The 25,347-nt window shown below is 61.6% G+C and carries 27 protein-coding genes; 11 read left to right on the forward strand and 16 right to left on the reverse strand.

The genetic code is table 11. From position 1 onward, the window contains the following. Positions 1 to 3 precede the first annotated feature (3 nt). The 4 genes from livM (at position 4) to J9870_RS02875 (ending at position 4,490) form a co-directional block, all read left to right on the forward strand. Positions 4 to 1,287, forward strand: coding sequence for a high-affinity branched-chain amino acid ABC transporter permease LivM (gene livM, locus J9870_RS02860; RefSeq protein ID WP_210642615.1), 1,284 nt, complete (start codon positions 4 to 6; stop codon positions 1,285 to 1,287). Then, positions 1,284 to 2,156, forward strand: coding sequence for an ATP-binding cassette domain-containing protein (locus J9870_RS02865; protein ID WP_210642616.1), 873 nt, complete (start codon positions 1,284 to 1,286; stop codon positions 2,154 to 2,156). The genes livM and J9870_RS02865 overlap by 4 nt, the downstream gene beginning before the upstream one ends. Then, on the forward strand, positions 2,153 to 2,869 hold the full coding sequence (locus J9870_RS02870) for an ABC transporter ATP-binding protein (RefSeq protein ID WP_210642617.1): 717 nt from the start codon (positions 2,153 to 2,155) through the stop codon (positions 2,867 to 2,869). The genes J9870_RS02865 and J9870_RS02870 overlap by 4 nt, the downstream gene beginning before the upstream one ends. 856 nt (positions 2,870 to 3,725) lie before the next feature. Beyond that, on the forward strand, positions 3,726 to 4,490 hold the full coding sequence (locus J9870_RS02875) for an SDR family oxidoreductase (protein ID WP_210642618.1): 765 nt from the start codon (positions 3,726 to 3,728) through the stop codon (positions 4,488 to 4,490). Positions 4,491 to 4,495: 5 nt separating this feature from the next. On the opposite strand, the gene J9870_RS02880 is transcribed toward J9870_RS02875, so the two are convergent. From J9870_RS02880 to J9870_RS02910, 7 genes are all read right to left on the reverse strand, one after another. Continuing rightward, positions 4,496 to 5,629: an AGE family epimerase/isomerase gene (locus J9870_RS02880; RefSeq protein ID WP_210642619.1), complete on the reverse strand. Its 1,134-nt coding sequence runs from the start codon at positions 5,627 to 5,629 to the stop codon at positions 4,496 to 4,498. 374 nt (positions 5,630 to 6,003) lie between these two features. Further along, the gene (locus J9870_RS02885; protein ID WP_210642620.1) at positions 6,004 to 6,576 is read right to left on the reverse strand and encodes a HupE/UreJ family protein; all 573 of its coding nucleotides are present in this window, start codon (positions 6,574 to 6,576) and stop codon (positions 6,004 to 6,006) included. A 31-nt stretch (positions 6,577 to 6,607) separates the two neighbouring features. Continuing rightward, positions 6,608 to 7,222 carry an urease accessory protein UreG gene (gene ureG / locus J9870_RS02890; RefSeq protein ID WP_210642621.1) on the reverse strand — a complete coding sequence of 205 codons (615 nt, stop codon included), beginning with the start codon at positions 7,220 to 7,222 and terminating at the stop codon, positions 6,608 to 6,610. A gap of 9 nt (positions 7,223 to 7,231) precedes the next feature. Further along, complete coding sequence (locus tag J9870_RS02895) at positions 7,232 to 7,906, reverse strand: urease accessory protein UreF (protein WP_210642622.1); 675 nt, start codon at positions 7,904 to 7,906, stop codon at positions 7,232 to 7,234. Next, positions 7,903 to 8,403: an urease accessory protein UreE gene (gene ureE / locus J9870_RS02900; protein ID WP_210642623.1), complete on the reverse strand. Its 501-nt coding sequence runs from the start codon at positions 8,401 to 8,403 to the stop codon at positions 7,903 to 7,905. Before ureE ends, J9870_RS02895 begins: the two co-directional genes overlap by 4 nt. A gap of 282 nt (positions 8,404 to 8,685) precedes the next feature. Next, positions 8,686 to 9,318: a TetR family transcriptional regulator gene (locus tag J9870_RS02905; protein WP_210642624.1), complete on the reverse strand. Its 633-nt coding sequence runs from the start codon at positions 9,316 to 9,318 to the stop codon at positions 8,686 to 8,688. 156 nt (positions 9,319 to 9,474) lie between these two features. Beyond that, positions 9,475 to 10,068 carry a hypothetical protein gene (locus J9870_RS02910; protein ID WP_210642625.1) on the reverse strand — a complete coding sequence of 198 codons (594 nt, stop codon included), beginning with the start codon at positions 10,066 to 10,068 and terminating at the stop codon, positions 9,475 to 9,477. Positions 10,069 to 10,444: 376 nt separating this feature from the next. Here J9870_RS02910 and J9870_RS02915 point away from each other — a divergent pair, with 376 nt between their 5' ends. Next, entirely contained in the window at positions 10,445 to 12,520 is a 2,076-nt protein-coding gene (locus J9870_RS02915) for an AsmA family protein (RefSeq protein ID WP_210642626.1), read from the forward strand. Between the two features lie 113 nt (positions 12,521 to 12,633). Here the strand turns inward: J9870_RS02915 and J9870_RS02920 are convergent, their stop codons facing one another. Both J9870_RS02920 and J9870_RS02925 read right to left on the reverse strand, forming a co-directional pair. Continuing rightward, positions 12,634 to 13,164, reverse strand: a complete 531-nt coding sequence (locus J9870_RS02920; RefSeq protein ID WP_210642627.1) for a ferritin-like domain-containing protein — start codon at positions 13,162 to 13,164, stop codon at positions 12,634 to 12,636. Positions 13,165 to 13,221: 57 nt separating this feature from the next. Further along, complete coding sequence (locus tag J9870_RS02925; protein ID WP_210642628.1) at positions 13,222 to 14,163, reverse strand: LysR substrate-binding domain-containing protein; 942 nt, start codon at positions 14,161 to 14,163, stop codon at positions 13,222 to 13,224. A 135-nt stretch (positions 14,164 to 14,298) separates the two neighbouring features. Here J9870_RS02925 and J9870_RS02930 point away from each other — a divergent pair, with 135 nt between their 5' ends. From J9870_RS02930 to J9870_RS02945, 4 genes are all read left to right on the forward strand, one after another. Beyond that, complete coding sequence (locus J9870_RS02930; RefSeq protein ID WP_210642629.1) at positions 14,299 to 14,937, forward strand: NAD(P)H-dependent oxidoreductase; 639 nt, start codon at positions 14,299 to 14,301, stop codon at positions 14,935 to 14,937. A 93-nt stretch (positions 14,938 to 15,030) separates the two neighbouring features. Further along, complete coding sequence (locus tag J9870_RS02935) at positions 15,031 to 15,921, forward strand: triacylglycerol lipase (protein WP_210642630.1); 891 nt, start codon at positions 15,031 to 15,033, stop codon at positions 15,919 to 15,921. A 206-nt stretch (positions 15,922 to 16,127) separates the two neighbouring features. Further along, positions 16,128 to 16,418, forward strand: coding sequence for a PsiF family protein (locus J9870_RS02940; RefSeq protein ID WP_210642631.1), 291 nt, complete (start codon positions 16,128 to 16,130; stop codon positions 16,416 to 16,418). A 219-nt stretch (positions 16,419 to 16,637) separates the two neighbouring features. Beyond that, a complete protein-coding gene (locus J9870_RS02945; RefSeq protein WP_210642632.1) occupies positions 16,638 to 17,651 on the forward strand; it encodes an AI-2E family transporter in 1,014 nt (337 codons plus the stop codon). Between the two features lie 132 nt (positions 17,652 to 17,783). On the opposite strand, the gene J9870_RS02950 is transcribed toward J9870_RS02945, so the two are convergent. Continuing rightward, positions 17,784 to 19,058: an Hsp70 family protein gene (locus J9870_RS02950; RefSeq protein ID WP_210642633.1), complete on the reverse strand. Its 1,275-nt coding sequence runs from the start codon at positions 19,056 to 19,058 to the stop codon at positions 17,784 to 17,786. Positions 19,059 to 19,355: 297 nt separating this feature from the next. Between J9870_RS02950 and J9870_RS02955 the strand changes: the two genes are divergently transcribed. Together J9870_RS02955 and J9870_RS02960 are read left to right on the forward strand one after the other, a co-directional pair. Next, entirely contained in the window at positions 19,356 to 20,294 is a 939-nt protein-coding gene (locus J9870_RS02955) for a DnaJ C-terminal domain-containing protein (protein ID WP_210642634.1), read from the forward strand. 55 nt (positions 20,295 to 20,349) lie between these two features. Further along, positions 20,350 to 20,649, forward strand: coding sequence for a chaperone modulator CbpM (locus J9870_RS02960; RefSeq protein WP_210642635.1), 300 nt, complete (start codon positions 20,350 to 20,352; stop codon positions 20,647 to 20,649). 140 nt (positions 20,650 to 20,789) lie between these two features. Here J9870_RS02960 and ureC read toward each other — a convergent pair whose 3' ends face one another. The 6 genes from ureC to J9870_RS02990 form a co-directional block, all read right to left on the reverse strand. After that, positions 20,790 to 22,490 (reverse strand): urease subunit alpha, encoded by a 1,701-nt coding sequence (ureC, locus tag J9870_RS02965; protein WP_134922658.1) that lies wholly within the window; start codon positions 22,488 to 22,490, stop codon positions 20,790 to 20,792. 140 nt (positions 22,491 to 22,630) lie between these two features. Continuing rightward, positions 22,631 to 22,936, reverse strand: coding sequence for an urease subunit beta (locus J9870_RS02970; protein WP_014336352.1), 306 nt, complete (start codon positions 22,934 to 22,936; stop codon positions 22,631 to 22,633). Continuing rightward, positions 22,933 to 23,466, reverse strand: a complete 534-nt coding sequence (locus J9870_RS02975) for a GNAT family N-acetyltransferase (RefSeq protein WP_210642636.1) — start codon at positions 23,464 to 23,466, stop codon at positions 22,933 to 22,935. The genes J9870_RS02970 and J9870_RS02975 overlap by 4 nt, the downstream gene beginning before the upstream one ends. A 5-nt stretch (positions 23,467 to 23,471) precedes the next feature. Further along, positions 23,472 to 24,005 (reverse strand): GNAT family N-acetyltransferase, encoded by a 534-nt coding sequence (locus tag J9870_RS02980; RefSeq protein ID WP_210642637.1) that lies wholly within the window; start codon positions 24,003 to 24,005, stop codon positions 23,472 to 23,474. A 9-nt stretch (positions 24,006 to 24,014) separates the two neighbouring features. Continuing rightward, complete coding sequence (gene ureA / locus J9870_RS02985; RefSeq protein WP_047227360.1) at positions 24,015 to 24,317, reverse strand: urease subunit gamma; 303 nt, start codon at positions 24,315 to 24,317, stop codon at positions 24,015 to 24,017. A 151-nt stretch (positions 24,318 to 24,468) separates the two neighbouring features. After that, on the reverse strand, positions 24,469 to 25,320 hold the full coding sequence (locus tag J9870_RS02990; protein WP_210642638.1) for an urease accessory protein UreD: 852 nt from the start codon (positions 25,318 to 25,320) through the stop codon (positions 24,469 to 24,471). Positions 25,321 to 25,347 lie beyond the last annotated feature (27 nt).

The raw sequence follows: 25,347 nt of genomic DNA on the forward strand, positions 1-25,347 counted from the left end.
GCGATGTCATCAACCACTAAAAAAACCATTGATCTCAAAAGAAGCCTGGTTGACGCGATTCTTGCCGGTCTTGTCGCCTTGATTGTGTTCGGCCCGATTGTCGGCGTGGTCCTGGACGGCTACGGCTTCAACCTGCAACCGACCCGTGTGGCATGGATTGTCGCCATCGTCATGGCTGGCCGCTTTGCCCTGGGCCTGTTCCTGCAAACGCCCAAGGGCCTGAAAATTCTGGAAGGCTTCGAAAGCACCGGTTCCGGGGTTCATGTACTGCCGCCTGATTATAAAACCCGGTTGCGCTGGATCATCCCGCTGGTGATCGTCATCGCCGTGGTGTTCCCGTTCTTCTCCAACTCATACCTGCTGGGCGTGGTCATCCTTGGGTTGATCTACGTGCTGCTGGGGTTGGGCTTGAACATTGTGGTCGGCCTGGCCGGTCTGCTCGACCTGGGCTACGTGGCGTTCTACGCCATTGGTGCCTATGGACTGGCGCTCGGCTATCAGTACCTGGGGCTGGGGTTCTGGACGGTGCTGCCACTGGCTGCGATCACGGCGGGGCTGGCCGGTTGCATCCTCGGTTTTCCGGTGTTGCGCTTGCATGGTGACTATCTGGCGATCGTGACTCTGGGCTTCGGTGAAATCATCCGGTTGATCCTCAATAACTGGCTGAGCCTGACCGGTGGCCCGAACGGCATGCCGGCACCGTTGCCAACCTTTTTCGGTCTGGAGTTCGGTAAAAGAGCCAAGGACGGCGGTGTCCCGTTCCATGAGTTTTTCGGCATCGCCTACAACCCGGACGTGAAGTACTACTTCATCTACGCGGTGTTGTTCCTTGTCGTACTGGCCGTGTTGTACATCAAGCATCGCCTGACCCGCATGCCGGTCGGTCGTGCCTGGGAGGCCTTGCGTGAAGATGAGATCGCCTGCCGCTCAATGGGCCTGAACCACGTCCTGGTCAAACTCTCGGCATTCACCATCGGTGCCTCGACGGCCGGCCTGGCCGGGGTGTTCTTCGCCACTTACCAAGGTTTCGTCAACCCGACATCGTTCACCTTCTTCGAATCGGCGCTGATCCTCGCCATCGTGGTGCTGGGCGGCATGGGCTCGACCATTGGCGTGGTGATTGCGGCCTTCGTGCTGACCGTCGCCCCGGAACTGCTGCGCGGCTTCGCGGAGTACCGTGTGCTGCTGTTCGGAATACTGATGGTGTTGATGATGATCTGGCGCCCTCGCGGCCTGATCCGCATCAGTCGCACGGGTGTGACGCCGCGTAAAGGAGTAGCGCCATGAGCGAAGTCGTACTCTCTGTCGAAAACCTGATGATGCAATTTGGTGGGATCAAGGCCCTCAATGACGTCAGCCTGCAAGTCAAACGCAACTCGATCTTCGCCCTGATCGGCCCCAACGGCGCGGGCAAGACCACGGTGTTCAACTGCCTGACCGGGTTCTACAAGGCCACGGGCGGCAAAATCGAACTCAATGTGCGTGGTGAGCAGACCGATGTCATCAAGTTGTTGGGCGAGGCGTTTCGTCCGACGGACTTTGTATCGCCGAAATCCTTCGCCAGCCGGATGTACTACAAAATGTTCGGCGGCACCCATCTGGTGAACCGCGCCGGCCTGGCGCGCACTTTCCAGAACATTCGCCTGTTCAAGGAAATGTCGGTGCTGGAAAACCTGCTGGTGGCCCAGCACATGTGGGTCAACCGCAGTCTGGTGGCGGGCATCCTCAACACCAAGGGCTACCGCAAGGCTGAAAGCGATGCCCTGGACCATGCCTTCTACTGGCTGGAGGTGGTGGACTTGGTGGATTGTGCCAACCGCCTCGCCGGGGAGCTTTCCTACGGTCAGCAGCGCCGTCTGGAAATTGCCCGGGCCATGTGCACCCGTCCGCAGATCATCTGCCTCGACGAACCGGCCGCAGGCCTCAACCCTCAGGAAACCGAAGCGCTGAGCGCAATGATCCGGCTGCTGCGCGACGAGCACGATCTGACCGTGGTGCTGATCGAACACGACATGGGCATGGTAATGAGTATTTCCGACCACATCGTGGTGCTGGACCACGGCACGGTGATCGCCGAGGGCGGTCCCGAGGCGATTCGCAACGACCCGAAAGTGATTGCGGCCTACCTGGGTGCCGATGAAGAGGAGCTGGTATGAGTGGGCCTATCCTCGAACTCAAGGAACTGGACGTGTTCTACGGGCCGATCCAGGCCTTGAAAAAAGTCTCGCTGCACATCGGCGAAGGCGAGACCGTGAGCCTTATCGGCTCCAACGGTGCCGGCAAGTCCACGCTGCTGATGTCGATTTTCGGCCAGCCGCGAGCGGCGAGCGGGCAGATCATCTACCAGGGCGTGGACATCACCCACAAATCGTCCCACTACATCGCGTCCCACGGCATCGCGCAGTCGCCGGAAGGGCGGCGGGTATTCCCTGACATGACCGTCGAGGAAAACCTGCTGATGGGCACCATCCCCATCGGTGACAAGTACGCCAGTGAAGACATGCAGCGTATGTTCGAACTGTTTCCGCGACTCAAGGAGCGGCGCAACCAGCGGGCCATGACCATGTCTGGCGGCGAGCAGCAAATGCTCGCCATCGCCCGGGCGTTGATGAGCCGGCCGAAGTTGTTGCTGCTCGACGAGCCGAGCCTGGGGCTGGCACCGATCGTGGTGAAACAGATCTTCGCTACCCTGCGTGAATTGGCGGCCACCGGCATGACCATCTTCCTGGTGGAGCAGAACGCCAACCACGCCCTCAGGCTGTCGGACCGAGCCTATGTGATGGTCAACGGTGAAATCCGTCTGACCGGCACCGGCAAGGAGCTGCTCGCCAACGAAGAGGTGCGCAACGCGTATCTGGGCGGGCATTGAGGCGGGTGCAGCAATGACAAAGCCCGGCGAGTGATCGCCGGGTTTTTTATTTCCGGAATCCACCGCTAAATCCCTGTGGGAGCGAGCTTGCTCGCGATAGCGGAGCGTCAGTCACTTGATGGGGCGCTGACCCACCGCCTTCGCGAGCATGCTCGCTCCCGCAGGGATTTTCTTTGTAGTGAAGAATTGTGGACAACAATCCTGAACCCTTGCCAAACCGCGACATAAAGTCGCCGCAAATAGTTGTTTTGTCACAGTTTTGACTTGTCCCCGTTTGCTGTGGAGCCGACTGTGGGTAACGTGGGAGTATCTGGCTGAAAGCCTTTCAAACCGTGGCTTCCAGGCCTGTGGTTGTTTTTTGATCAGTGGTTTTTGATCGAGCTGGAGCGAGGCTTGTCAACCCTTTTATGCACAGCGCCAAGGGCGCGAAAATTTGTCGGCAAGCCTGTGGATAAGTCTGTGACTAAACTCTGGAAAGACCGCGCTGAGGGCCGCCGTTACTGGCTTGGAGCCATCGCTCCCTGAGCTGTGGCTTATAGCAGAAAACTTTAGCTGCACAACCCGCGTTGTGCGGTCAAGGGAAAATAAATTTCAAATGCTCCGCAAAGCCTTGTGCACAGCGGCTTGCAGCGTTTGCACTTGCCCCCGATTACTGTGGACGTGCCTGTGGATAAGGTGCGGGCAATTGGCTGCAAGCCTTGTCTGATAAGGCTTGGCGGCAATTGATTGTTTTATGAACAGCTACGGCACCAAAAGCTTGTTCCCGCAAGCCTTGCCGGTAGCGTGTCAGGCCGGGCATGCTGTTGGCCGATTTCCATTCAAATGGCTGCCTTAAGCCCGAAGCAAGGAGAACACGATGTCCAACACCCTGTTTATCACCGGTGCGACGTCCGGTTTTGGTGAAGCCTGTGCCCGTCGTTTTGCCGAGGCTGGCTGGAAGCTGGTGCTGACCGGTCGTCGTGAAGAACGCCTCAATGCCCTGTGCGCCGAGCTGTCGAAGCAGACTGAGGTCCATGGCCTGGTGCTGGATGTGCGTGATCGCAAGGCCATGGAAGAAGCCATTGCCAACCTGCCGCCGTCTTTCGCCACGTTGCGCGGGCTGATCAACAACGCCGGCCTGGCCCTGGGCGTTGACCCGGCGCCCAAGTGTGACCTCGATGATTGGGACACGATGGTCGACACCAACGTCAAAGGCCTGATCTATAGCACTCGTCTGCTGCTACCACGGTTGATCGCCCACGGTCGTGGCGCCGGGATCATCAACCTAGGCTCCATCGCCGGCAACTACCCGTACCCGGGCAGCCATGTGTATGGCGCGAGCAAGGCGTTCGTCAAACAGTTCTCCCTGAACCTGCGCTGCGACCTGCAAGGTACCGGGGTGCGGGTGAGTAATATCGAGCCGGGCCTGTGCGAGAGCGAATTCTCTCTGGTGCGTTTCGGCGGCGATCAGGAGCGCTACAACGCCACCTACGCCGGGGCCGAGCCGATCCAGCCGCAGGACATTGCCGACACCATCTTCTGGGTGCTCAACACGCCAGCGCACATCAATATCAATAGCCTGGAGCTGATGCCGGTAAGCCAGACCTGGGCCGGGTTTGCCATCGAGCGCAACAAGGCATAGAGGCGTTACGCCAGATATTCGGCCAACCCGCGGTAGCAGGTCAGCAGGTGATACGGCGTGGTGGACGGCATGTCCCGACGGCTGACGATGCCATCGGCGTCCAGGCATTCGTTCCAGCCCTTGGCGTGCAGGAAAAGTTGCTGCAGCGCCTGCAATTGATGCAGCAACACCGCTTGGCTACCCGGGCGCAATGTGAGTGCGCGCAGGTACTCGGCCTGGGCCCAGATGCGCTGGGTTGCGTCTCGCGGGGCAGCGGGCGACACCAGGCTCAGCATGGCGCAGACAGCGCCGGACTGTGGGTTCACGCCTTGTTGCTCGGTGAGGCCGAAGCTGCGCTCCAGGGCGGTGTGCAACTTGCCGTCGCGCAGCAGGGGCGAGGAGGCCAACAGGAAATACCACTCGAACTGGTGCCCCGGCTCGAACCAGTTATCCACAGCCTTGAGCGGTTTCTCCATCATGACGCGCTGTTGCGGGTCGATGAAACGCTTGAACATGCCGTCGCACAGGCTCAGCAGCGCCTGGCGGACGTTGGCGTCTTCGCGAACCGAGAGGGTGGCGAGGAAGGCTTCGGCCAAGTGCATCAAAGGGTTTTGCAACGGGCCGGATCCGAGCGTCGACCAATCGCGCTTGAGGCTGGCTTCGTAGAGGCCGTCTGCGCTGGCAAAGCGTCGGCCGATGACTTCCAGGGCGGCGTTGAGTACCGATTCCACCAGCGGCTCGCGGACTTTGCCCCAGTAATGGGCGCAGGCGAACAGGATGAAGGCGTGGGTGTAGAGGTCTTTGCCGGTGTCCAGCGGCGTGCCTTGCGGGTCGATGCTGTAGAACCAGCCGCCGTGCTCGGCATCGTGGAAATGCCGTTGTAGCGAGCGGAACAGGGCGCCAGCTCGTTCCTCGGCCTGGGGCACTTCGCCGATCAGGCTGGCGAACACATACAACTGTCGCGCACAGGCCATGGCGCGGTAACGCTGGGGGGGCAGCGGCGTGTGTTCGGCGTCCAGGGATTCATAGGGCAATGCCAATTCGGCATTCCAGCCCGGGCCTAGCCACATTGGTACGATCACGTCGTGAAAATGCTGACGCACCGTGGCGAACAGGGCGGTCAATTCAGGCTGAGGGGCGGGGCGGGAAGCATCAGGCATTGGCGGACGTCGTCACGGCAGGGGGCGATTGCGCGACATGGTAGCAGAGTGACCGACTCCAGAGAGGTGGTGCCTGTAAGTCCGTCATCGCGAGCAAGCTCGCTCCCACAGGGGGCGGTGTACACCGACCAAACTGTGGAAGCAGGCTGGCTTCTACCAGGGCCGGTGTACCCCGATCAAGCTGTGGAAGCAGGCTGGCTTCTACAAGGGCCGGTGCACCCCGATCAAACTGTGGAAGCAGGCTGGCTACTACCAGGGCCGGTGTACCCCGATCAAGCTGTGGAAGCAGGCTGGCTTCTACAAGGGCCGGTGCACCCCGATCAAACTGTGGGAGCGAGCTTGCTCGCGATAGCGGCCGGGCAGGCGCTAAAGAATCAGCCCGCCAACAACCAAACCCCAGTCGCCGCCGAAGCCGCCCCGGCCAGCCGCACCAGAGGTGCAGCCGCGCGCGGCAACACGCGAACCAGGGCGAAACCTGCGCCATGCAGCGCCGCCGTGGCCGCGACGAACCCTGCCGCATAGGCCCACGGGCTCGACATGGCTGGCAGCTCCAAACCGTGGGCCACGCCATGGAACAGCGCAAACACGGCCGTTGCAGCAACCGCCAGGCTCAACGGCGGACGTACCGCCAATGCCACCGCCAGGCCGAGGGCCAGCACCGAAGCGGCAATCCCACTTTCCAGCGCCGGCAGGTTCATGCCTTCAAAGCCCAGCGAACCGCCGATCAGCATGGCGGCAACGAAGGTGCATGGCAGCGCCCAGCGCGCGGCACCTTGTTGCTGCGCGGCCCACAAACCAACTGCCAGCATTGCCAGCAAATGATCGAGCCCGCCGATGGGATGGCCGAGGCCGGCGATCAGGCCATTGTCGCCATGGCCGGGGTGGGCGAAGGCCAGGGCCGGCGTCAGCAGCAGGGCGAGGGCGCCGAGGATGCGTTTGAATGTCATGGATAGCTTTCCTTGTTGAAGGTCGAAAAAATCAGGCAGCGGTCAGCAGTCCCTGGCGCTCGATGAACGCAATGATGGCGTCCAGGCCCTGGCCGGTCTTCTGGTTGCTGAACACGAACGGCTTGCCGTTGCGCATCCGCTGGGTGTCGCTGTCCATCATTTCCAGGGACGCGCCCACCAGCGGTGCCAGGTCGATTTTGTTGATCACCAGCAGGTCAGACTTGCAGATGCCCGGTCCGCCCTTGCGTGGCAGCTTGTCGCCGGCCGAGACGTCGATCACATAGATGGTCAGGTCCGACAGCTCCGGGCTGAAGGTCGCCGACAGGTTGTCGCCGCCCGATTCCACCAGGATCAGATCCAGGCCGGGGAAGCGCCGGTTCAACTGGTCCACCGCTTCGAGATTGATCGAGGCGTCTTCGCGAATGGCGGTGTGCGGGCAGCCGCCGGTCTCCACGCCGATGATCCGCTCCGGCGCCAGGGCCTCGTTGCGTACCAGGAAGTCGGCGTCTTCGCGGGTGTAGATGTCGTTGGTGACGACCGCCAGGTTGTAGCGTTCACGTAGAGCCAGGCACAGGGCCAGCGTCAGGGCGGTTTTGCCGGAGCCCACCGGGCCGCCGATACCGACGCGCAGAGGTTGTGTATTCATGAGTGTCTCCTAGGAACGGAACAGACGGCTGTACTGGCGCTCATGGGCCATGCACGCCAGGGACAGGCCAAACGCGGCGCTGCCGTAATGATCGGGGTCGAGGTTCGAAGCGTTGTGCTGGGCCTGTTGCAGCAGCGGCAGCAGTTCGCTGGTCAGGCGTTGGGCGGCTTGCTGGCCCAGGGGCAGGGTTTTCATCAGCACCGCCAGTTGGTTTTCCAGCCAGCTCCACAACCAGGCGGCGAGGGCGTCCTGAGGGCTGATACGCCAGGCGCGGGCAGCCAGGGCCCAGCCCAGGGCCAGGTGCGGTTCGCGGCGTTGTTCGAGAAAGCGCCGCGCGGCGACATCCAGTTCCGGCAAGCCGCCCAGCAACTGCTGCAACGAATAGCCCATCTGCCGGCTCTCCTGGTGCAGCTCGCGGGTTTCCCGGCTGGCGCGGTGTTCTTCGCAGTGTCGCAGCAGGGCATCCCAGTCGTCGGCGGCGGCTGCGCTGCAGTGGGCCAGCAGCAAGGGCGCTTCGAAACGTGCCAGGTTCAGCAGCAATTGATCGCTGATCCAGCGGCGCGCATCGTCGGGATTTTTGACCTGGCCGTTATCCACTGCCATTTCCAGCCCCTGGGAATAGCTGTAGCCGCCAATCGGCAATTGCGGGCTGGCCAGACGCAGCAGCGCCCAGGCCGGGTTCATGTGCGCACGCCGAATTGATGCAGGCGTGGCGCGTAGTTGAAATCTTCGTCACCGTGGCGTGAATGATGATGGCCGCCGCCATAGGCGCCATGTTCTGGCTGGAATGGGGCTTCGATGGGTTCGGCGCTGGCGCCCAGTTGTTCGAGCATCGCCTTGAGCACGTAATCGTCCAGCAGGCGCAACCAGCCAGCGCCCACTTGCAAGGCGACATGACGGTTACCCAGGTGATAGGCCGCGCGAGTCAGTTCGAACGCATTGGCGCAGGTGACGTGCAGCAGTTGTTCGGGGCGGGCGCAGACACGCACGATACGACCGTCTTCGGCCTGCAGGCATTCGCCGTCATACAGCGGCGGCTGGCCTCGCTCCAGAAACAACCCCACATCCTCACCCTCGGCACTGAAACAGCGCAGGCGGCTTTTGCTGCGGGCATCGAAGGTCAGGTGCAGCTCGGCGTCCCAGCGCGGTTGAGTATCGATTCTGCGGTGAATCACCAGCATCGGAGTGCTTCCAGCAATGAACGGTGCTGTGTTTAGAGCAAGGGGCTTGCCAATCGAAGGGAGTGTAGGAAATAGCGCTAGGAATGCTGGGATGGTGTTTCAGGAGACGTTAGGTTGTGTTCCGTATTGGTGCGCACTCTGATTGCGCGCACCATATTGTGGCGCACGAGAAAACTGTGGAAGCGAGCTTGCTCGCGATAGCGGTGGAACAGCCAATATCAGTGTCGGCTGACACATCGCCATCGCGAGCAAGCTCGCTCCCACAGTGAAGTAGGGTGCCAGTTACTCGGTGCTGCCCAACCCTTGCCAATGCTTGAGGCCAATAAAGATAAACCGCAGTTGTTGGGTGATTTTCACCTGCGGGGTGAGGTGCTCGGGCAAGGCTTCGGCGGGTGGGTCGATGATGTCCGGCAGGGTGGCGAACACGCTCTTGACGATGAGGTCGGCCATCACGCTTAACCCGGCCAGGTCCAGGTGCTGCAGCTTGGGCATCAAGGCCAGGTCGGCAGCCAGGTCCGAGCTGATGCCTTCGCGCAGTTGGCCGATGGCTTGGCGTACCGGCAGGGAGCCGCCATATTGCTCGCGCGCCAGGAACAGGAACTGCGAGCGATTGGCTTGCACCACATCGAGAAAGATCCGCACTGAGGCATCGATAATGCCGCCCATGACGAATTCGTTGTGACGCACCAGGCGGATGGTTTCACGGAAGGTCTGGCCGACTTCGCTGACCAGTGCCAGGCCCAGTTGGTCCATGTCGTCGAAGTGTCGATAGAAACCGGTGGGCACGATACCCGCTGTCCTGGCGACTTCCCGCAGGCTCAGGCTACCGAACCCTCGGCCGCATTCCATCAAATGACGGGCAGCATCCATCAGGGCAATTCGGGTCTGTTGCTTCTGTTCGGCGCGGGGCAGCATTGCAGGGCTGGCTTCTGGTTCACGGGAGCGACGCACTCTAGCAAATCGGCTTTGCCGGCGTCGAACGGTAGAAAGGGATCAGGCGGGGAAAACCAGGCTTTTAAAAGTCAAAAGCCCGATTGGCGGAATCGGGCTTTTTTCAGGGCCACCATGGGCTCAGCTCACTGCGCTGTTGCGTTCGATCACACGGTCACCACCGCCTTCGGCGAGGGTCTGGCCTTGTGGAGTGCGCTCGGAACCGTCAGCTGCCAGGGTTTGGCCTTGTGGAGTGCGCTCGGAACCGTCAGCTGCCAGGGTCTGGCCTTGTGGAGTGCGCTCGGAACCGTCAGCTGCCAGGGTCTGGCCTTGTGGAGTGCGCTCGGAACCGTCAGCTGCCAGGGTCTGGCCTTGTGGAGTGCGCTCGGAACCGTCAGCTGCCAGGGTCTGGCCTTGTGGAGTGCGCTCGGAACCGTCAGCTGCCAGGGTCTGGCCTTGTGGAGTGCGCTCGGAACCGTCAGCTGCCAGGGTCTGGCCTTGTGGAGTGCGCTCGGAGCCGTCAGCTGCCAGGGTCTGGCCTTGTGGGGTACGGTCGGAACCACCCTCGACCAGGCCTTTTTCTTCCAGGCGGTCACGACCACCTTCAGCGACAGTCTGGCTGTAGACAGAATGGTTGTCCTTGACCTGCGGCGTGGCTTGTTCCGAAGCTGGCAGCGCGAAGGCAGTGGAGGCCAGCAGTGAGAGAGACAGGCTCATCAGTAATTGGCGTTTCATGATCGTTGCTCCTTGGGAGGGCGATAAAGTGGGTACGAGGGCAATGCTACTCTCGATAAGTCGATATAAAAGTTCATAAACGCAATGGTAATAATCAACGGAATTGATTGTTCTGGGCGAAGGCTCTAAATCAGGCGTTTCCGAGGTGCTGTTTTGCACTGAGGTGGGTATTTTGTACCCACTGGCGCCTCGCAAAAGTGCGGCTGTGGTAACAGGTTGTTGGCTGATTGGTCAGGATTTCGGCATTTTTTTGTGCCGTTCATCGGCACCTGTTGGCCGTTTAGCCAGTCCAACCCTTCACAACGAACCGATTACAGGTTCGTGTTTCTCAGACGTCGCGATCTTGGACGCTGACTTGTCATCTGGAGCCTTGTGCATGACGCGCACCTCAAAAATCCTCGCCTGGTGCTTTGCCAGCCTCGCTGTCCTGCTGGCGCTGCTGGTAGTGGTCATCGCCTTCTTCGATTGGAACCGGATCAAGCCCCCACTCAACGCCAAGGTTTCCGAGGAGTTGCACCGCCCGTTCGCCATCAACGGCAACCTGGCGGTGGTCTGGCGGCGTGAGCCAGAGGAGGGAGGCTGGCGGGCCTGGTTACCGTGGCCCCATGTGGTGGCCGAGGACTTGAGCCTGGGTAACCCGGAGTGGTCGAAAACCCCGCAGATGGCCACGCTCAAGCGTGTCGAGCTGCGTATCTCACCCTTGGCCTTACTGGCCCGGCGAGTCGCGATTCCCCGTATCGACCTGACCGAGCCCGACGCCAACCTGCAACGCCTGGCCGACGGGCGCGCCAACTGGACCTTCCAGTTCGACCCGAAAGACCCGGACGCCGAGCCATCCAGCTGGGTGGTGGACATCGGCGCCATCGGCTTCGACAAGGGGCACGTCACCCTTGACGACCAAACACTGAAGACTCGCCTCGACTTGCTGATCGACCCATTGGGCAAACCCATTCCGTTCAGCGATATCGTCGGTGACAAAGCCGCGAAGAAAGCTCGGGACCAAGGCGCGGTGCCTCAGGATTATGCGTTTGCCTTCAAGGTCAATGGGCAGTACCACGGGCAGAACCTCACTGGCTCTGGCAAGGTTGGCGGCTTGCTGGCATTGCAGGACGCGTCACAACCCTTTCCCTTGCAGGCCCAGGCGAAAATCGGTGACACCCGTGTTGAACTGGCCGGGACCCTCACCGACCCGAAGAACCTGGGTGCCCTGGATCTGAGCTTGAAGTTGGCCGGCAACAGCCTGGCCCATCTCTATCCCCTGACCGGCGTGACCCTGCCGGATTCGCCGCCTTATTCCACCGACGGGCGCCTGAGCGCCAAGCTCCATGAGCCTGATGGGGCGCGTTTTCGCTATGAGGGTTTCAACGGCAAGATCGGCGACAGCGATATCCATGGCGACCTGGCCTATGTTGCCAGCCAGCCGCGGCCGAAGCTCAGCGGCGCGCTGGTCTCCAATCAACTGTTGTTCAGTGACCTCGCACCGTTGATCGGTGCCGATTCCAACGCCGAGCAAAAGGCCCGTGGCGGCGCCAGCAAGCAGCCGACCGACAAGGTCTTGCCCGTGGAAGAGTTTCGCACCGAGCGCTGGAGCGCGATGGACGCTGATGTGGAGTTCACCGGCAAACGCATCGTCCACAGCGAGCAATTGCCATTCACGGATCTCTACACTCACTTGGTGCTCAACGATGGCCTGCTAAGTCTTGAACCCTTGCGCTTCGGCGTGGCCGGTGGTCGTCTCGATGCGCAGATTCGCCTCAACGGGCACACGCAACCTCTGGAAGGCCAGGCGAAACTGACCGCGCGCGGTTTCAAGCTCAAACAACTGTTCCCGGGCTTCGAACCGATGAAAACCAGCTTCGGTGAACTGAACGGCGATGCCAATATCGCCGGGCGTGGCAATTCGGTGGCAGCGTTGCTGGGCACGTCCAACGGCACCCTGAAAATGCTCATCAACGATGGCGCTATCAGTCGTGAGTTGATGGAGTTGGCCGGGCTGAACGTCGGTAACTACGTGGTGGGGAAAATCTTTGGTGACAAGGAAGTGAAGATCAACTGCGCCGCGGCGGATTTCGACATCAAGAGCGGCCTGACGACCACTCGCCTGTTCGTGTTCGATACCGAGAACGCGATCATCTACATCGACGGCACGGCCAACATGGCCACTGAGCAACTGGACTTGACCGTTACCCCCGAGTCGAAAGGCTGGCGGCTGATTTCCCTGCGCTCGCCGTTGTACGTGCGGGGCTCGTTCGCCAAGCCCGCCGCGGGCGTCAAGGCTGTGCCATTGATGCTGCGCGGTGCCGGGATGGTAGCGCTGGGTGTGATCGCGGCGCCGGCGGCCGGGTTGCTGGCACTGGTTGCCCCCAGTGGTGGCGAACCGAACCAGTGTGCGCCGTTGTTGGAGCAGATGAAGGCGGGCAAGGCGCCGGTGACGGTGAAGCCCACTCGATAGGCGGGTTTGCGGTGAGGCTACTGGCCCTATCGCGAGCAAGCTCGCTCCCACAGGGGACCGCATGCTGAATCAAAATGTGGGAGCGAGCTTGCTCGCGATGGGCCCCCTGGAGATTACAAGTCAGCCAGAATGTCGGCCATATCATCAGCGTGCTCTTCTTCCTGGGCCAGGATGTCTTCGAAGATACGCCGGGTGGTAGGGTCTCTGTCGCCGATGTACTGGATGATTTCCCGATAGCTGTCGATGGCGATCCGTTCCGCGACCAGGTCTTCGTAGACCATTTCCTTGAGCGTACTGCCCGCCACGTATTGAGCATGGGAATTACGGCTCAGCAGGTCGGGGTTGAACTCTGGCTCGCCACCCAGTTGCACGATGCGTTCGGCGAGTTTGTCGGCGTGTTCGGCTTCCTGGGTCGCGTGTTCGAGGAACTCACTGGCGGCCACGCTGGCCTTGAGGCCGGTGGCCATGAAGTAGTGGCGCTTGTAGCGCAGCACGCACACCAGTTCGGTGGCCAATGATTCGTTGAGCAGGCGAATGACTTCCTGCCGATCGGCGCTGTAGCCCTCGGTTACTGCGCCGTTCTGTACGTTCTGCCGCGCGCGCTCGCGCAGGGTGGTTACATCGGATAAGTGCATGTCGCTCATCTCGTTCTCCTGGAGGCTGATCCGGTTGAGGCGTCACGCTCTGCAGGCGCGATCACTCTAAATCTGAGTGACGCGGTCCTGAAAAAGTTTTACCGGGTTTTTCAGTGGGTAGCCGGACAGCCGCGCCTCTTCCCCCAGCCACTGGAAGAACGCCCGCACTGGCGGATGGCGTTCGCGGCCTGGTACGCACAGGGCGCTGTAGCCGGCGCCGTTGACCTGGATCTGCGGGCGATACCCCACCAGCAAACCGCTGGCGACGCTTTCGGAAGCCAGGATATTGCTCGCCAACACCAGGCCCTGTCCGGCAATCGCCGCTTGCAGGGCGTAATGTTCCTCGTCGTACTCGCGCACGCAGGGCTGCGAAGCGAGCCAGTTTTCTCCGGCCTGGGCGCACCAGGCATCCCAGCCGTGGGCATACAGCTTGGAGTTGTGCCAGTGCACGCTGATCAAGGTCGGCGGCCGGCGGGCCGCCAGGGCCACCTGCTCGGGTGAGCCATAGACGCCGAAGCTTTCGTCGAACAGGCACAGACCGTACAAGTTCGGGTAGCTATCGAGGCTATAGCGCACCACCAGGTCGATGCTGGCGTCCTGGTGCAGGTCGATCACTTCGCAATGGGTGTCCAGGCGCACGTTGATGTTCGGATGGCGGGCATAAAACCGGCCCAGGCGTGGCACCAGCCACAAGGCGGCAAACGCTGCAGTGGTGGAGAGTGTCAGGTGGCTGGTGCTGCGTTGCGGGCGTAGGGTGTCGACGCTTTGCGCCACCTCCAGCAAGGCCCCGTGCAGGCTGTGAAACAAGCGCTGCCCGCCTTCCGTGAGCCGGACCTGGCGTGGCAGGCGTTCGAACAGGCTCAAGCCGAGCCAGGTTTCCAGCGAGCGAATCTGGTGGGAGACCGCCGTGGGCGTCACCGACAGCTCCGCGGCGGCCGCCTTGAAACTGAGCAGCCGCGCGGCGGACTCGAAGGCGCGCAAGGCGTTGAGGGGCAGGTTGGCGAACATGGCAATCTCCGGAGCTACGATGGATGAAATTAACTCATCCTGATGAACTAACGCTCATTTGAATGCAGGCGGCGCCAAGCATCAAGCTGAAAGCCACAAGCAGTGTTGATTGTAGTCGCAGCAAAGGAGATACAGATGAGCAAGATTCTTGTAGTACATGGCAGTCCCCGTGGCGAGCGTTCGCATTCCCGGCGGCTGGCGGAAACATTTTTATCTGCCTGGCAGACGGTCCATCCGCAGTCCCAACCCACTCGTCGCGAAGTGGGACGGACGGTGATTCCTCCGGTCAATGAAGCCTTCATCGCAGCGGCGTTCCACCCCGAACCCCAGGCCCGACCATTGACTATGCAGGCGGACCTGGCGCTGAGCGATGCATTGGTCGCAGAACTGCAGGCCCATGACCGGCTGGTGATTTCCGCGCCCATGCACAACTTCAGCGTACCCAGCGGTGTAAAGGCCTGGATCGACCAGATCGTGCGCATCGGGCTGACGTTCAACCACAGTCTGGACAACGGCGTGTCCCACTACGAGCCGTTGGTATTGGGCAAGAAAGCCCTGATCGTGACCAGCCGTGGTGATTTCGGCTTTGGCCCCGGAGGTCAGTTGGAGGGCATGAACCACGCCGATACGTTGCTGCGTACGGTGCTGGGGTTTATCGGCATCACCGATGTGACGGTGGTTGCCGCAGAAGGCGAAGAGTCGGCCGAGCGCAGTTTTGCTTTGTCCTGCGCCGAGGCCGAGCAGCGCTTGCTGGCGCTGGCGCAGACCTTCTGATGGTTTGGGCGGCGGGCTGAAGTGACACGACTGTCATAGACTGGTCATCATCGATACCGATGCTGACCACCTCTTGCTCACAAGGATGTCACCATGTCGCAACGCTGCGCCACTCGCTATCCGTTGGTACTGGTCCCGGGCATGTTCGGGTTCATTCGCCTGGTGCTGTATCCATACTGGTACGGGATTGTCTCGGCGTTGCGTCGGGGCGGGGCCGTGGTGGTTGCGGTGAAGGTTTCGCCGCTGCATTCCTCCGAAGTGCGTGGCGAGCAATTGCTCATGCGAATCGACGAGATCCTGCGGCAAACCGGTGCGCAAAAGGTCAACCTGATCGGCCACAGCCAGGGGAGTCTCACCGCCCGCTACGCTGCCGCCAAACGCCCGGACCTGGTGGCGTCGGTGACTTCGGTGGCCGGTACCAACCACGGCTCCGAACTGGCCGATTACCTGCAAACCCACTATCCGGCCAACAGTACCAGGGGCCGCCTGCTTAGCAGTTTACTGCGCCTGATCAACGCCTTGATGAGCCTGATGGAAACCGGCTATCGCGGGCCGAAGCTGCCGGTGGATATCCATGCATCCCATGCCTCTCTCACCACAGCGGGCGCGGCCCTGTTCAACCAGCATTATCCTCAAGGGCTGCCTGAAGCCTGGGGCGGGCAGGGGCCGGAAGAGGTCAACGGGGTGCGTTATTACTCCTGGTCCGGGACTTTGCAGCCGGGCAAGACCGATAAGGGGCGCAACTTGTTCGACGGCACCAATCGCACCTGCCGGCTGTTCGCCCGCACCTTCGTACGCGAGGCGGGGCAATGCGATGGCATGGTCGGACGCCACAGCTCGCACCTGGGCACGGTCATCCGCGACGACTACCCACTGGACCACTTCGACATCGTCAACCAATCGCTGGGGCTGGTGGGCAAAGGGGCCGAGCCGGTCCGGTTGTTTGTCGAGCATGCCGAGCGGTTGAAGGCGGCTGGGGTGTAGCCAGTTGGACTGCGTTATCGTTCATCGCGAGCAAGCTCGCTGCCACAGGGAGGTGGGTGAACGCCATCAATGTGGCAGCGAGCTTGCTCGCGATGACGTCAGCCAAGGCACCGCAGGTCCGACTGAACCCAGGTGAAGGTGTAACAGGCTTTGTCTACACTGCACCTCATCGCCCCACCCATCGTGCGGCAACCAGGAGAAATACCATGAAGATGCTGCGTGTCCCTTTGTTGATGATCGGTTTGCTGATGTGTTCCCAAGGCTTCGCCGCCACAGCGCAGCAAACCAAGATGACCACCTGCAACGCCGACGCCACCGCCAAGGCCCTCAAGGGTGACGAGCGTAAAGCCTTCATGAGCAACTGCCTCAAGGCCGCCCCTGCTGCGCCGAGTACGCCCCAGGAACGCATGAAAACCTGCAACGCCACGGCGACTGAGCAGGCATTGAAGGGCGATGCCCGCAAGGCGTTCATGAGTGATTGCCTGAAGAAAAAATAACTGGTGCCTGTGGGGGCCCCATCGCGAGCAGGCTCGCCCCCACAGTAGATTTGTGTTGCACGGTTTGTTATGGGAGCGAGCCTGCTCGCGATGAAGCCCTTGCAGGCGCATCCAGAAACTTCTGAACTGCGACCAAGGTCGGCCGATACAATCTCTAGTGCTGCTGGTGGAAGGCTGGCAGACTGCCAATCCTTTTACCTGGTTTCGTCCTGAGGCTGTATGCCAACGTTTTCTCAGCGTCATGTGTTGTTGGTGATCAGTTGGGTGATCATTTTTGGTGGGCTGCTGCTGGTGCTGCCGCTGCGCCTGTTGCCCAGCCTGCTGGCCGGGTTGCTGGTGTTCGAGCTGGTCAACATGCTCACCCCGCAGTTGCAACGACTGATCGAAGGTCGGCGTGCTCGCTGGCTGGCGGTGGCGTTGCTGGGCACGCTGGTGGTCAGTGTGCTGACGTTGATTTTCGCCGGCGCCTTCAGTTTCCTGCTGCACGAAGCGGAAAACCCTGGCGCGTCCCTGGATAAATTCATGGGTGTGGTCGATCGCGCCCGCGGGCAACTGCCGCCGTTCATCGACGCCTACCTGCCGGCCAGCGCCGCCGAGTTCCGAGTGGCCATCGGTGACTGGATCAGCAAGCACCTGAGTGACCTGCAACTGGTGGGCAAGGACGCGGCGCATATGTTCGTGACGTTGCTGATCGGCATGGTGCTGGGGGCGATCGTCGCCTTGCAGCGCATCCCCGACCTGACCAAGCGCAAACCCCTGGCCGCCGCGTTGTTCGATCGCTTGAGCCTGCTGGTCAAGGCGTTCCGCAACATCGTCTTCGCCCAGATCAAGATTTCCCTGCTCAATACCTTCTTCACCGGGATTTTCCTGGCAGTGGTGCTGCCACTGTTCGGCATCAAGCTACCGCTGACCAAGACCCTGATCGTGATGACCTTCCTGCTGGGGTTGCTGCCGGTCATCGGCAACCTGATCTCCAATACCCTGATCACCATCGTCGGCCTGTCGTTATCGATCTGGGTAGCAGTGGCGGCGCTGGTCTACCTGATCCTGATCCACAAGCTCGAATACTTTCTCAACGCCCGCATCGTCGGCGGGCAGATCAGCGCCAAGTCCTGGGAACTGCTCATGGCCATGCTGGTGTTCGAGGCTGCGTTCGGCTTGCCGGGGGTGGTGGCGGGACCGATTTACTATGCTTACTTGAAGAGTGAGTTGAAGCAGGTGGGGATGGTTTGATCGGGTAGGCGTCGCCTGTTCCGACGCCATCGCGAGCAAGCTCGCTCCCACAGTTGACCGAGTTCCTTCAGAGGGAATGCGATTCAATGTGGGAGCGAGCTTGCTCGCGATGGACGCGCCGCAGAACTTGAATCAGACCTGAGTGCCGTAGCGCTTCATCGCCTCGATCGCCAGCCCGCTGCCGATGCTGCCGAAGATGTTGCCTTCCACATGCCGGGCTTGGGGCAGCATCGCCGAGACGCTGTTGCGCAGGGCTGGGATGCCGCTGGAGCCGCCGGTAAAAAACACCGTATCCACTTGGTCGACGCGCACATTGGCATCATTGAGCAGTTGCGTGACGCTGCCGCGCACCCGCTCCAGCAAGCCGTCGATGGCCGATTCAAACAGCGCCCGGCTCAGGTCCACGCTCAGCCCCGGCTCGATCCGGTCCAGGAGCAAATGGCGCTGGTCGCTGTGGGTCAGCTGGATCTTGGTTTCTTCCACTTCCATCGCCAGCCAGTGCCCGGCGCGCTGTTCGATCAATTTGAACAGCCGGTCGATGCCGCCGGTGTCCTCGATGTCGTAGCGCATGCTGCCCAGGGCCAGGGTGGATTTCTGCGAATACACCGCGTTGATGGTGTGCCAGGTCGCCAGGTTCATGTGGTGGCTGGTGGGCATGTAGGCGCCACTCTTCATGCGGCTGCCGTAGCCGAACAACGGCATCAGGCCGGCCAGCGAGAGTTGTTTGTCAAAGTCGGTACCGCCGATGTGCACGCCACCGGTGGCGAGGATGTCGGCGTGACGGTTGTCGTGGGTACGACGCTCGGGGGACAGGCGCACCAGGGAGAAGTCCGAGGTACCACCGCCGATGTCGACGATCAGCACCAGCTCTTCTTTCTCGATGGTCGATTCATAGTCGAAGGCCGCCGCGATGGGTTCGTACTGGAACGACACTTCCTTGAAACCGATGGCGCGGGCGACGTCCACCAGAGTGTTTTCCGCCTCCTGGTCGGCCAGTTCATCGTCGTCGACGAAAAACACCGGGCGCCCCAGTACCACTTCTTCGAATTCCCGACCGGCGGTGGCCTCGGCGCGTTTCTTCAGTTGGCCGATGAACAGCCCCAGCAAATCCTTGAACGGCATGGCCGTGCCTAACACGCTGGTGTCGTGCTTGATCAGCTTGGAACCCAGCAGGCTCTTGAGCGAGCGCATCAGCCGGCCTTCGTAGCCTTCGAGGTATTCGTGCAGGGCCAGGCGGCCATACACCGGGCGGCGTTCCTCGAGATTGAAAAAAACCACCGAAGGCAGGGTGATCTTGTCGTCCTCCAGCGCGATCAACGTTTCCATGCCGGGGCGCAGCCAGCCGACAGTGGAGTTGGACGTGCCGAAGTCGATGCCGCAGGCACGGGCCGGGGATGCGTTTTTCATGTGTTTCGGGTTCCAGTTGAAAAAACGGCCGCGCAGTGTATGTCAGTGCGGCGCGGATTCGAAGGCCAGTTATCCGCTAATTCGCAAACTCTGGCCTTGAAAGACTCCCCTTTACCCCCAAACTTGCTGGCATGGGCCTGGCAGCCACAGGGCGAGTACAAGAACCGCCGCAGGCTGCCGATAAACTTCTGAAGCGCCGCCCGGTCACAAACCTTGAGATCGGTCAAACCCCAGGACTTGTATCACGAGCATGCTGCGGGTGGCGGTGCGATATCGATAACGGATGGTGATCCTTCGATGGACTTCAAAGACTATTACAAGATTCTGGGTGTGGAGCCGACGGCTGATGACGCCACGATCAAGGCTGCCTATCGCAAACTGGCGCGCAAATACCACCCGGATGTGAGTAAAGAAAAGGACGCCGAGACCAAGTTCAAGGATGTCTCCGAAGCCTATGAAGCGCTGAAAAGCGCCGACAAGCGCGCCGAGTACGACGAGCTGCGCCGCTACGGTCAGCACGGCCAGCCGTTCCAGGGCCCGCCTGGCTGGCAGAGCCGTGGTGGTTTTGGTGGCCAGGACACCGGGGATTTCTCGGACTTCTTCAGTTCGATTTTCGGTAATCGCGGGCCGGGCTTCGGTGGCGGACAGTCAGGTCGCAGCGCCGGCCGTCGAGGGCAAGACGTGGAAATGGAATTACCGATCTTCCTGGAAGAAACCCTGTCGAGCGAGTCGAAAAAAGTCAGCTTCCAGGTGCCGCAGTACAACGCGGCCGGCCAGCACGTGAGCAACACCAGCAAAAGCCTGAACGTGAAGATCCCGCTGGGTGTGACCGACGGTGAACGCATCCGCCTCAAGGGCCAGGGCGCGCCGGGTATCGGTGGCGGTGCCAATGGCGATCTGTATTTGACCATTCGTTTCGCGCCGCACCCCAAGTTCGATGTCGAAGGCCAGGACCTGATCATCACATTGCCCCTGGCGCCGTGGGAGTTGGCACTGGGCACCGAGGTGGCGGTGCCGACCCTTACCGGTAAGATCAACCTCAAGGTCCCGGCCGGCAGCCAGAATGGCCAGCGCATGCGCGCCAAGGGCCACGGCCTGCGCAACAAGGCCGGCGAGCGCGGCTACCTGTTCGTACAGCTCAAGGCCGTGATGCCCAAGGCCTGCGACGAGGCGGTCAAGGCGTTGTGGGCAGAGCTGGCGAAGAAAGCGGCGTTCGATCCGCGGGAGAATTTCTGAGGACAGCGGTCTTTGGACAGCTCCTACACAGTTAAAGCATTGGGAGAAGCAGACCATGAACAACCCGATCATTGAACTGAACCTGATGGAGTTTTGCGAGGCCGCCGCCTTGCAAGATATCCATGTGATCGAAATCGTCGCCCATGGCATCCTCGAACCCCACGGCGCGGCGCCGACCGATTGGCGTTTCACCGATTACGAACTGGTCCTGGCCCGCCGTGCGGCCAAGCTGCGCCGCGAGCTGGAACTGGAATGGGAAGGCGTCGCCCTGGCGCTGGATCTGTTGGAAGAGGTGCAGCAACTGCGCAGCGAAAACCGCATGCTCAAGCAGCGGTTGGGGCGGTTGGTGGAGTGATAAACGCTCGATGAGCAAGCGCCAATCTGTGGGAGCAAGGCTTGCCCGCGATGAATTCAACTCGGTCCTCAAGCGTTGAGGCGCCTGTATCGCGAGCAAGCTTTGCTCCCACAAGTCTTGCTCTCAGGCCCTCACTCCATTCAAAACAGAAAATAGCGCTGCGCCATCGGTAGCACGTCAGCTGGTTCGCACCACAGCAACACCCCGTCGGCCTTGACCTGATACGTCTGCGGATCAACGTCGATGCTCGGCAGGTAATCGTTGTGGATCAGGTCGGTCTTCTGCACATCGCGGCAGCCCTTGACCACGGCGATTCTCTTTTTCAGCCCAAGCTGTTGCGGCAACCCGGCCTCGGCGGCGGCCTGGCTGATGAAGGTCAGGCTGGTGGCGTGTCTTGAGCCGCCGTAGCTGGCGAACATCGGTCGGTAGTGCACTGGCTGCGGTGTCGGGATCGAGGCGTTGGCGTCGCCCATCAGGCTGGCGGCGATGGCCCCGCCCTTGAGGATAAGCGTCGGCTTGACGCCAAAGAACGCCGGGCGCCACAGCACCAGGTCGGCCCACTTGCCCACTTCGATGGAGCCCACTTCATGGCTGATGCCGTGGGTGATCGCCGGGTTGATGGTGTACTTGGCGATGTAGCGCTTGATGCGGAAGTTGTCGTTGCCTTCGCCATCGCCGGGCAGGGCACCGCGTTGCTTCTTCATCTTGTCGGCGGTCTGCCAGGTGCGCGTGATGACTTCGCCGACGCGGCCCATGGCCTGGCTGTCGGAGCTGATCATCGAGAACGCGCCGAGGTCGTGGAGAATGTCTTCGGCGGCGATGGTTTCGCGACGAATGCGGCTCTCGGCGAAGGCCACGTCTTCGGCGATGCTCGGGTCCAGGTGGTGACAGACCATCAGCATGTCCAGGTGTTCGTCGATGGTATTGCGGGTGAACGGTCGGGTCGGGTTGGTGGAGCTGGGCAACACGTTGGCGAAGCCGCAGGCCTTGATGATGTCCGGCGCGTGGCCGCCACCGGCGCCTTCGGTGTGGTAGGTGTGGATGGTCCGGCCTTTGAACGCGGCGAGGGTGGTTTCAACGAAACCGGATTCGTTGAGGGTGTCGGTGTGGATTGCCACCTGCACGTCGTACTGGTCGGCCACGCTCAGGCAGTTGTCGATGGCCGCCGGCGTGGTGCCCCAGTCTTCGTGCAGCTTCAGGCCGATGGCGCCGGCCTTGACCTGTTCGATCAACGGCTCCGGCAGGCTGGCGTTGCCCTTGCCGGTGAAGCCGATGTTCATGGGGAAGGCATCGGCGGCCTGGAGCATGCGCGCCAGGTGCCACGGCCCGGAGGTGCAAGTGGTGGCGTTGGTCCCGGTGGCCGGGCCGGTGCCGCCGCCGATCATGGTGGTGACGCCGCTCATCAATGCTTCTTCGATCTGCTGTGGGCAGATGAAGTGGATGTGGGTGTCGATGCCGCCCGCCGTGAGGATCATGCCTTCGCCGGCGATCACTTCGGTACTGGCACCGATGGCGATGGTCACGTCGGGCTGGATGTCCGGGTTACCGGCCTTGCCGATGGCTGCAATGCGCCCGTCCTTGAGGCCGACATCGGCCTTGACGATGCCCCAGTGGTCGATGATCAGCGCGTTGGTGATCAAGGTATCGACGACCTCGGCGGCCAGCAGTTGGCTCTGGCCCATACCGTCGCGAATCACCTTGCCACCGCCGAATTTCACTTCTTCGCCGTAGGTGGTGAAGTCTTTCTCTACTTCGATCCACAGCTCGGTGTCGGCCAGGCGGACCTTGTCACCAACGGTGGGGCCGAACATGTCGGCGTAGGCTTGGCGGGAGATTTTCATGTGCTTGCCTTGAGATTCAATTGAATGTTGAAACCGTTCGCTGCGCTCACTTATCGCGAGCAAGCTCGCTCCCACAGGGAAACGCGATCAAATGTGGGAGCGAGCTTGCTCGCGATGAGGCCAGTACAGGCCTCCATGGCTTAAAGGTCGCCCATCACCCGCCCGGCAAACCCGAACACCCGGCGATGCCCGGCCAGGTCCACCAGTTCCACTTCGCGGCTCTGGCCCGGTTCGAAGCGCACGGCGGTGCCGGCCGGGATGTTCAGGCGCATGCCACGACTGGCGGCACGGTCGAAGGTCAGGGCGTCGTTGGTTTCGAAAAAGTGATAGTGCGAGCCGACCTGGATCGGCCGGTCACCACTGTTGGCGACGTTCAGCGTCAGGGTGCGGCGGCCGACGTTGAGTTCGATGTCGCCGGGCTGGACCTGGTATTGGCCTGGAATCATTGCGGTTGTCCCAAAATCTTGTAGTAAATGGCGGTCGGGGTGTAGGTGCCGTCCGGGCTCTGGCAGTAGTCGGGCAGTTCACCGACGCGGGTGTAGCCCATGGCGCGGTAGAAGGCCTCGGCCTCGGAGCCAGCCTGGGTGTCGAGGTACAGCAGGCCGCGCTTGTGCTGGCGTGCGCCGAGTTCCAGGGCACTCATCAATTGCTGGCCCAGGCCACGGCGGCGGGCCTCGCCGCGCACCAGTAATTTCTGCACTTCGGCGCGGTTGAGGCCGTTGGGCTTCTGGCACAGGGCAAGCTGGACGCTGGCCTGTACTTGCTCATCCTTGACCACCACCCACAGCAGCAGGTTGCCCTGGTCAAGACTGGCCTGGACCTCGTCGAAATAGGCGCGCGCTTGCGCAGCATTGAGATCAGCCATGAACCCCACGCTGGCGCCATAGCCGACGGCGTCGAGCAACAGATCGATCAGGCCCTGGCGATAATGCGCAAAGCTCTCAGCGTGGACTCGACGCAACTGGGCGGGGTTCATAGGCATCACTCCTTGTCGAAGACGGGCGGTTGCGCCCCGGGATTGAGGACCAACTGCATGAAAGTCAGGTCAAGCCAGCGGCCGAACTTGGTACCCACCTGCGGCATCTGCCCGGTGGTGATGAAGCCGGCTCGCTCGTGCAGGCGGATCGAGGCGGCATTACCGCTTTCGATGGCGGCCACCATGACATGCTTGCCGCACGTCCGGGCACGCTCGATCAGCGCGGTCATCAACCGTGGGCCGAGGCCATTGCCGCGCTGGTCGCTGCGCACGTAGACCGAATGCTCCACGGTGTGCCGGTAACCATCGAAAGGTCGCCAGTCGCCGAAGGAAGCATAGCCGAGCACGTTTTCGTTGGCGTCGACGATCACCAGCACCGGGTAGCTTTGGGATTGCCGGGCGCTGAGCCAGGCTTGGCGATTAGCCAGGTCCACGGCCTGTTCGTTCCAGATCGCCGTGGTGTTCAAGGCGGCTTCGTTGTAGATGTCACGGATCGCTGGAAGGTCCGCAGGCAGGGCGTCACGAATGTGATGAGTCATGGCGCGGCCTCAGGCGATGGGCTGGTGGACGGTGACCAGTTTGGTACCGTCGGGAAACGTCGCCTCGACCTGGATCTCCGGAATCATTTCCGGGATGCCTTCCATCACTTGCTCGCGGGTCAGCAGCGTGGTGCCGTAATGCATCAGCTCGGCCACCGTCTGGCCGTCACGGGCACCTTCGAGCAACGCTGCGGAAATATAGGCCATGGCCTCCGGGTAGTTGAGCTTCAAGCCACGGGCCAACCGCCGTTCGGCGACGAGGCCGGCGGTGAAAATCAGCAGCTTGTCTTTTTCGCGTGGGGTCAGGTCCATGTGCAATCCATAAGGGCAGATAAAAATTCTTCGCGGCAAACACATTCCACTGTGGGAGCGAGCTTGCTCGCGATAGGGGTAGAACATTCAACATGAATGGCGACTGACACTCCGCTATCGCGAGCAAGCTCGCTCCCACAGAAAAGCAAATTCATGTACTCCAGATTCTGGGAGGGACCGCCTCCCGACCGAGCAACGCCGGGCGCAAAAGCCGCCACAATTCAATCAACCAACCCCGCGCCAGCAACGCCTCGCTCGCCAGGCACCGGGCCACAACCAGGCCGGGCAATTGGGTCAGGTCGCCGCGCACGTCATGGCCCAGGGATCGGCACTGCTCCAGCAGCGCACTGTCGATTTCGCCGGTCACCAGCAGCGTGGCAAACACCGGATCGCCGCCCAGGCCGATGGGCGAGTCGAGCAAGCCATCACCACCCACAATGCGCTGGCGCTCATGCCACAGCAACTGGCCGTCGCGGCGGATGTCCAGGCGCGACTGGAAATGCCCCAGATCGAACCGCTCGCCGCTGGCCGGTCGGCCCAGGGCAACCATGTCCCAGTAGAACAGCCGCCCATCGCCCTGCAGGTCGATGCTCGTACTGAGTTGCGCCTGGGCCGCGCTGAAGACGATGGTTTCCTGGGGCAGCCACTCCAGGGTCGCACCGGCGGCCACGCTGAGGCTAAGTTGCTGGTACGCCGGGCCGGCGGCGCGATACCACTTGGCCGCGCCGGGGCTGGTCAGCTGCGCCCAGGCGCCGGGGCCGACGTGGGCCGAGATGTCCAAGCGGTCACCCCCGGCAATCCCGCCAGGCGGGTGGACGATGATGTGCTGGCACACCTCGGGGCCTTCGGCGTACAGGTGCTTCTGCACCCGCAGCGGGCCTTTATGGCGACGTTGGACCGGGCGTGTGCAGTCGCCAAAGCGGGCGTAACCCAGTTCCAGCTCGGCATGCCAGCTGGGGGTGAAGAGGGCTGAAGGCGCCATTAAAGAAACAGGTAGATTCATGATTTCTGATTATCGTCAGGACGCTAC

Origin of the sequence: Pseudomonas sp. Tri1 (assembly GCF_017968885.1) — a bacterium.
Lineage (GTDB): Bacteria > Pseudomonadota > Gammaproteobacteria > Pseudomonadales > Pseudomonadaceae > Aquipseudomonas.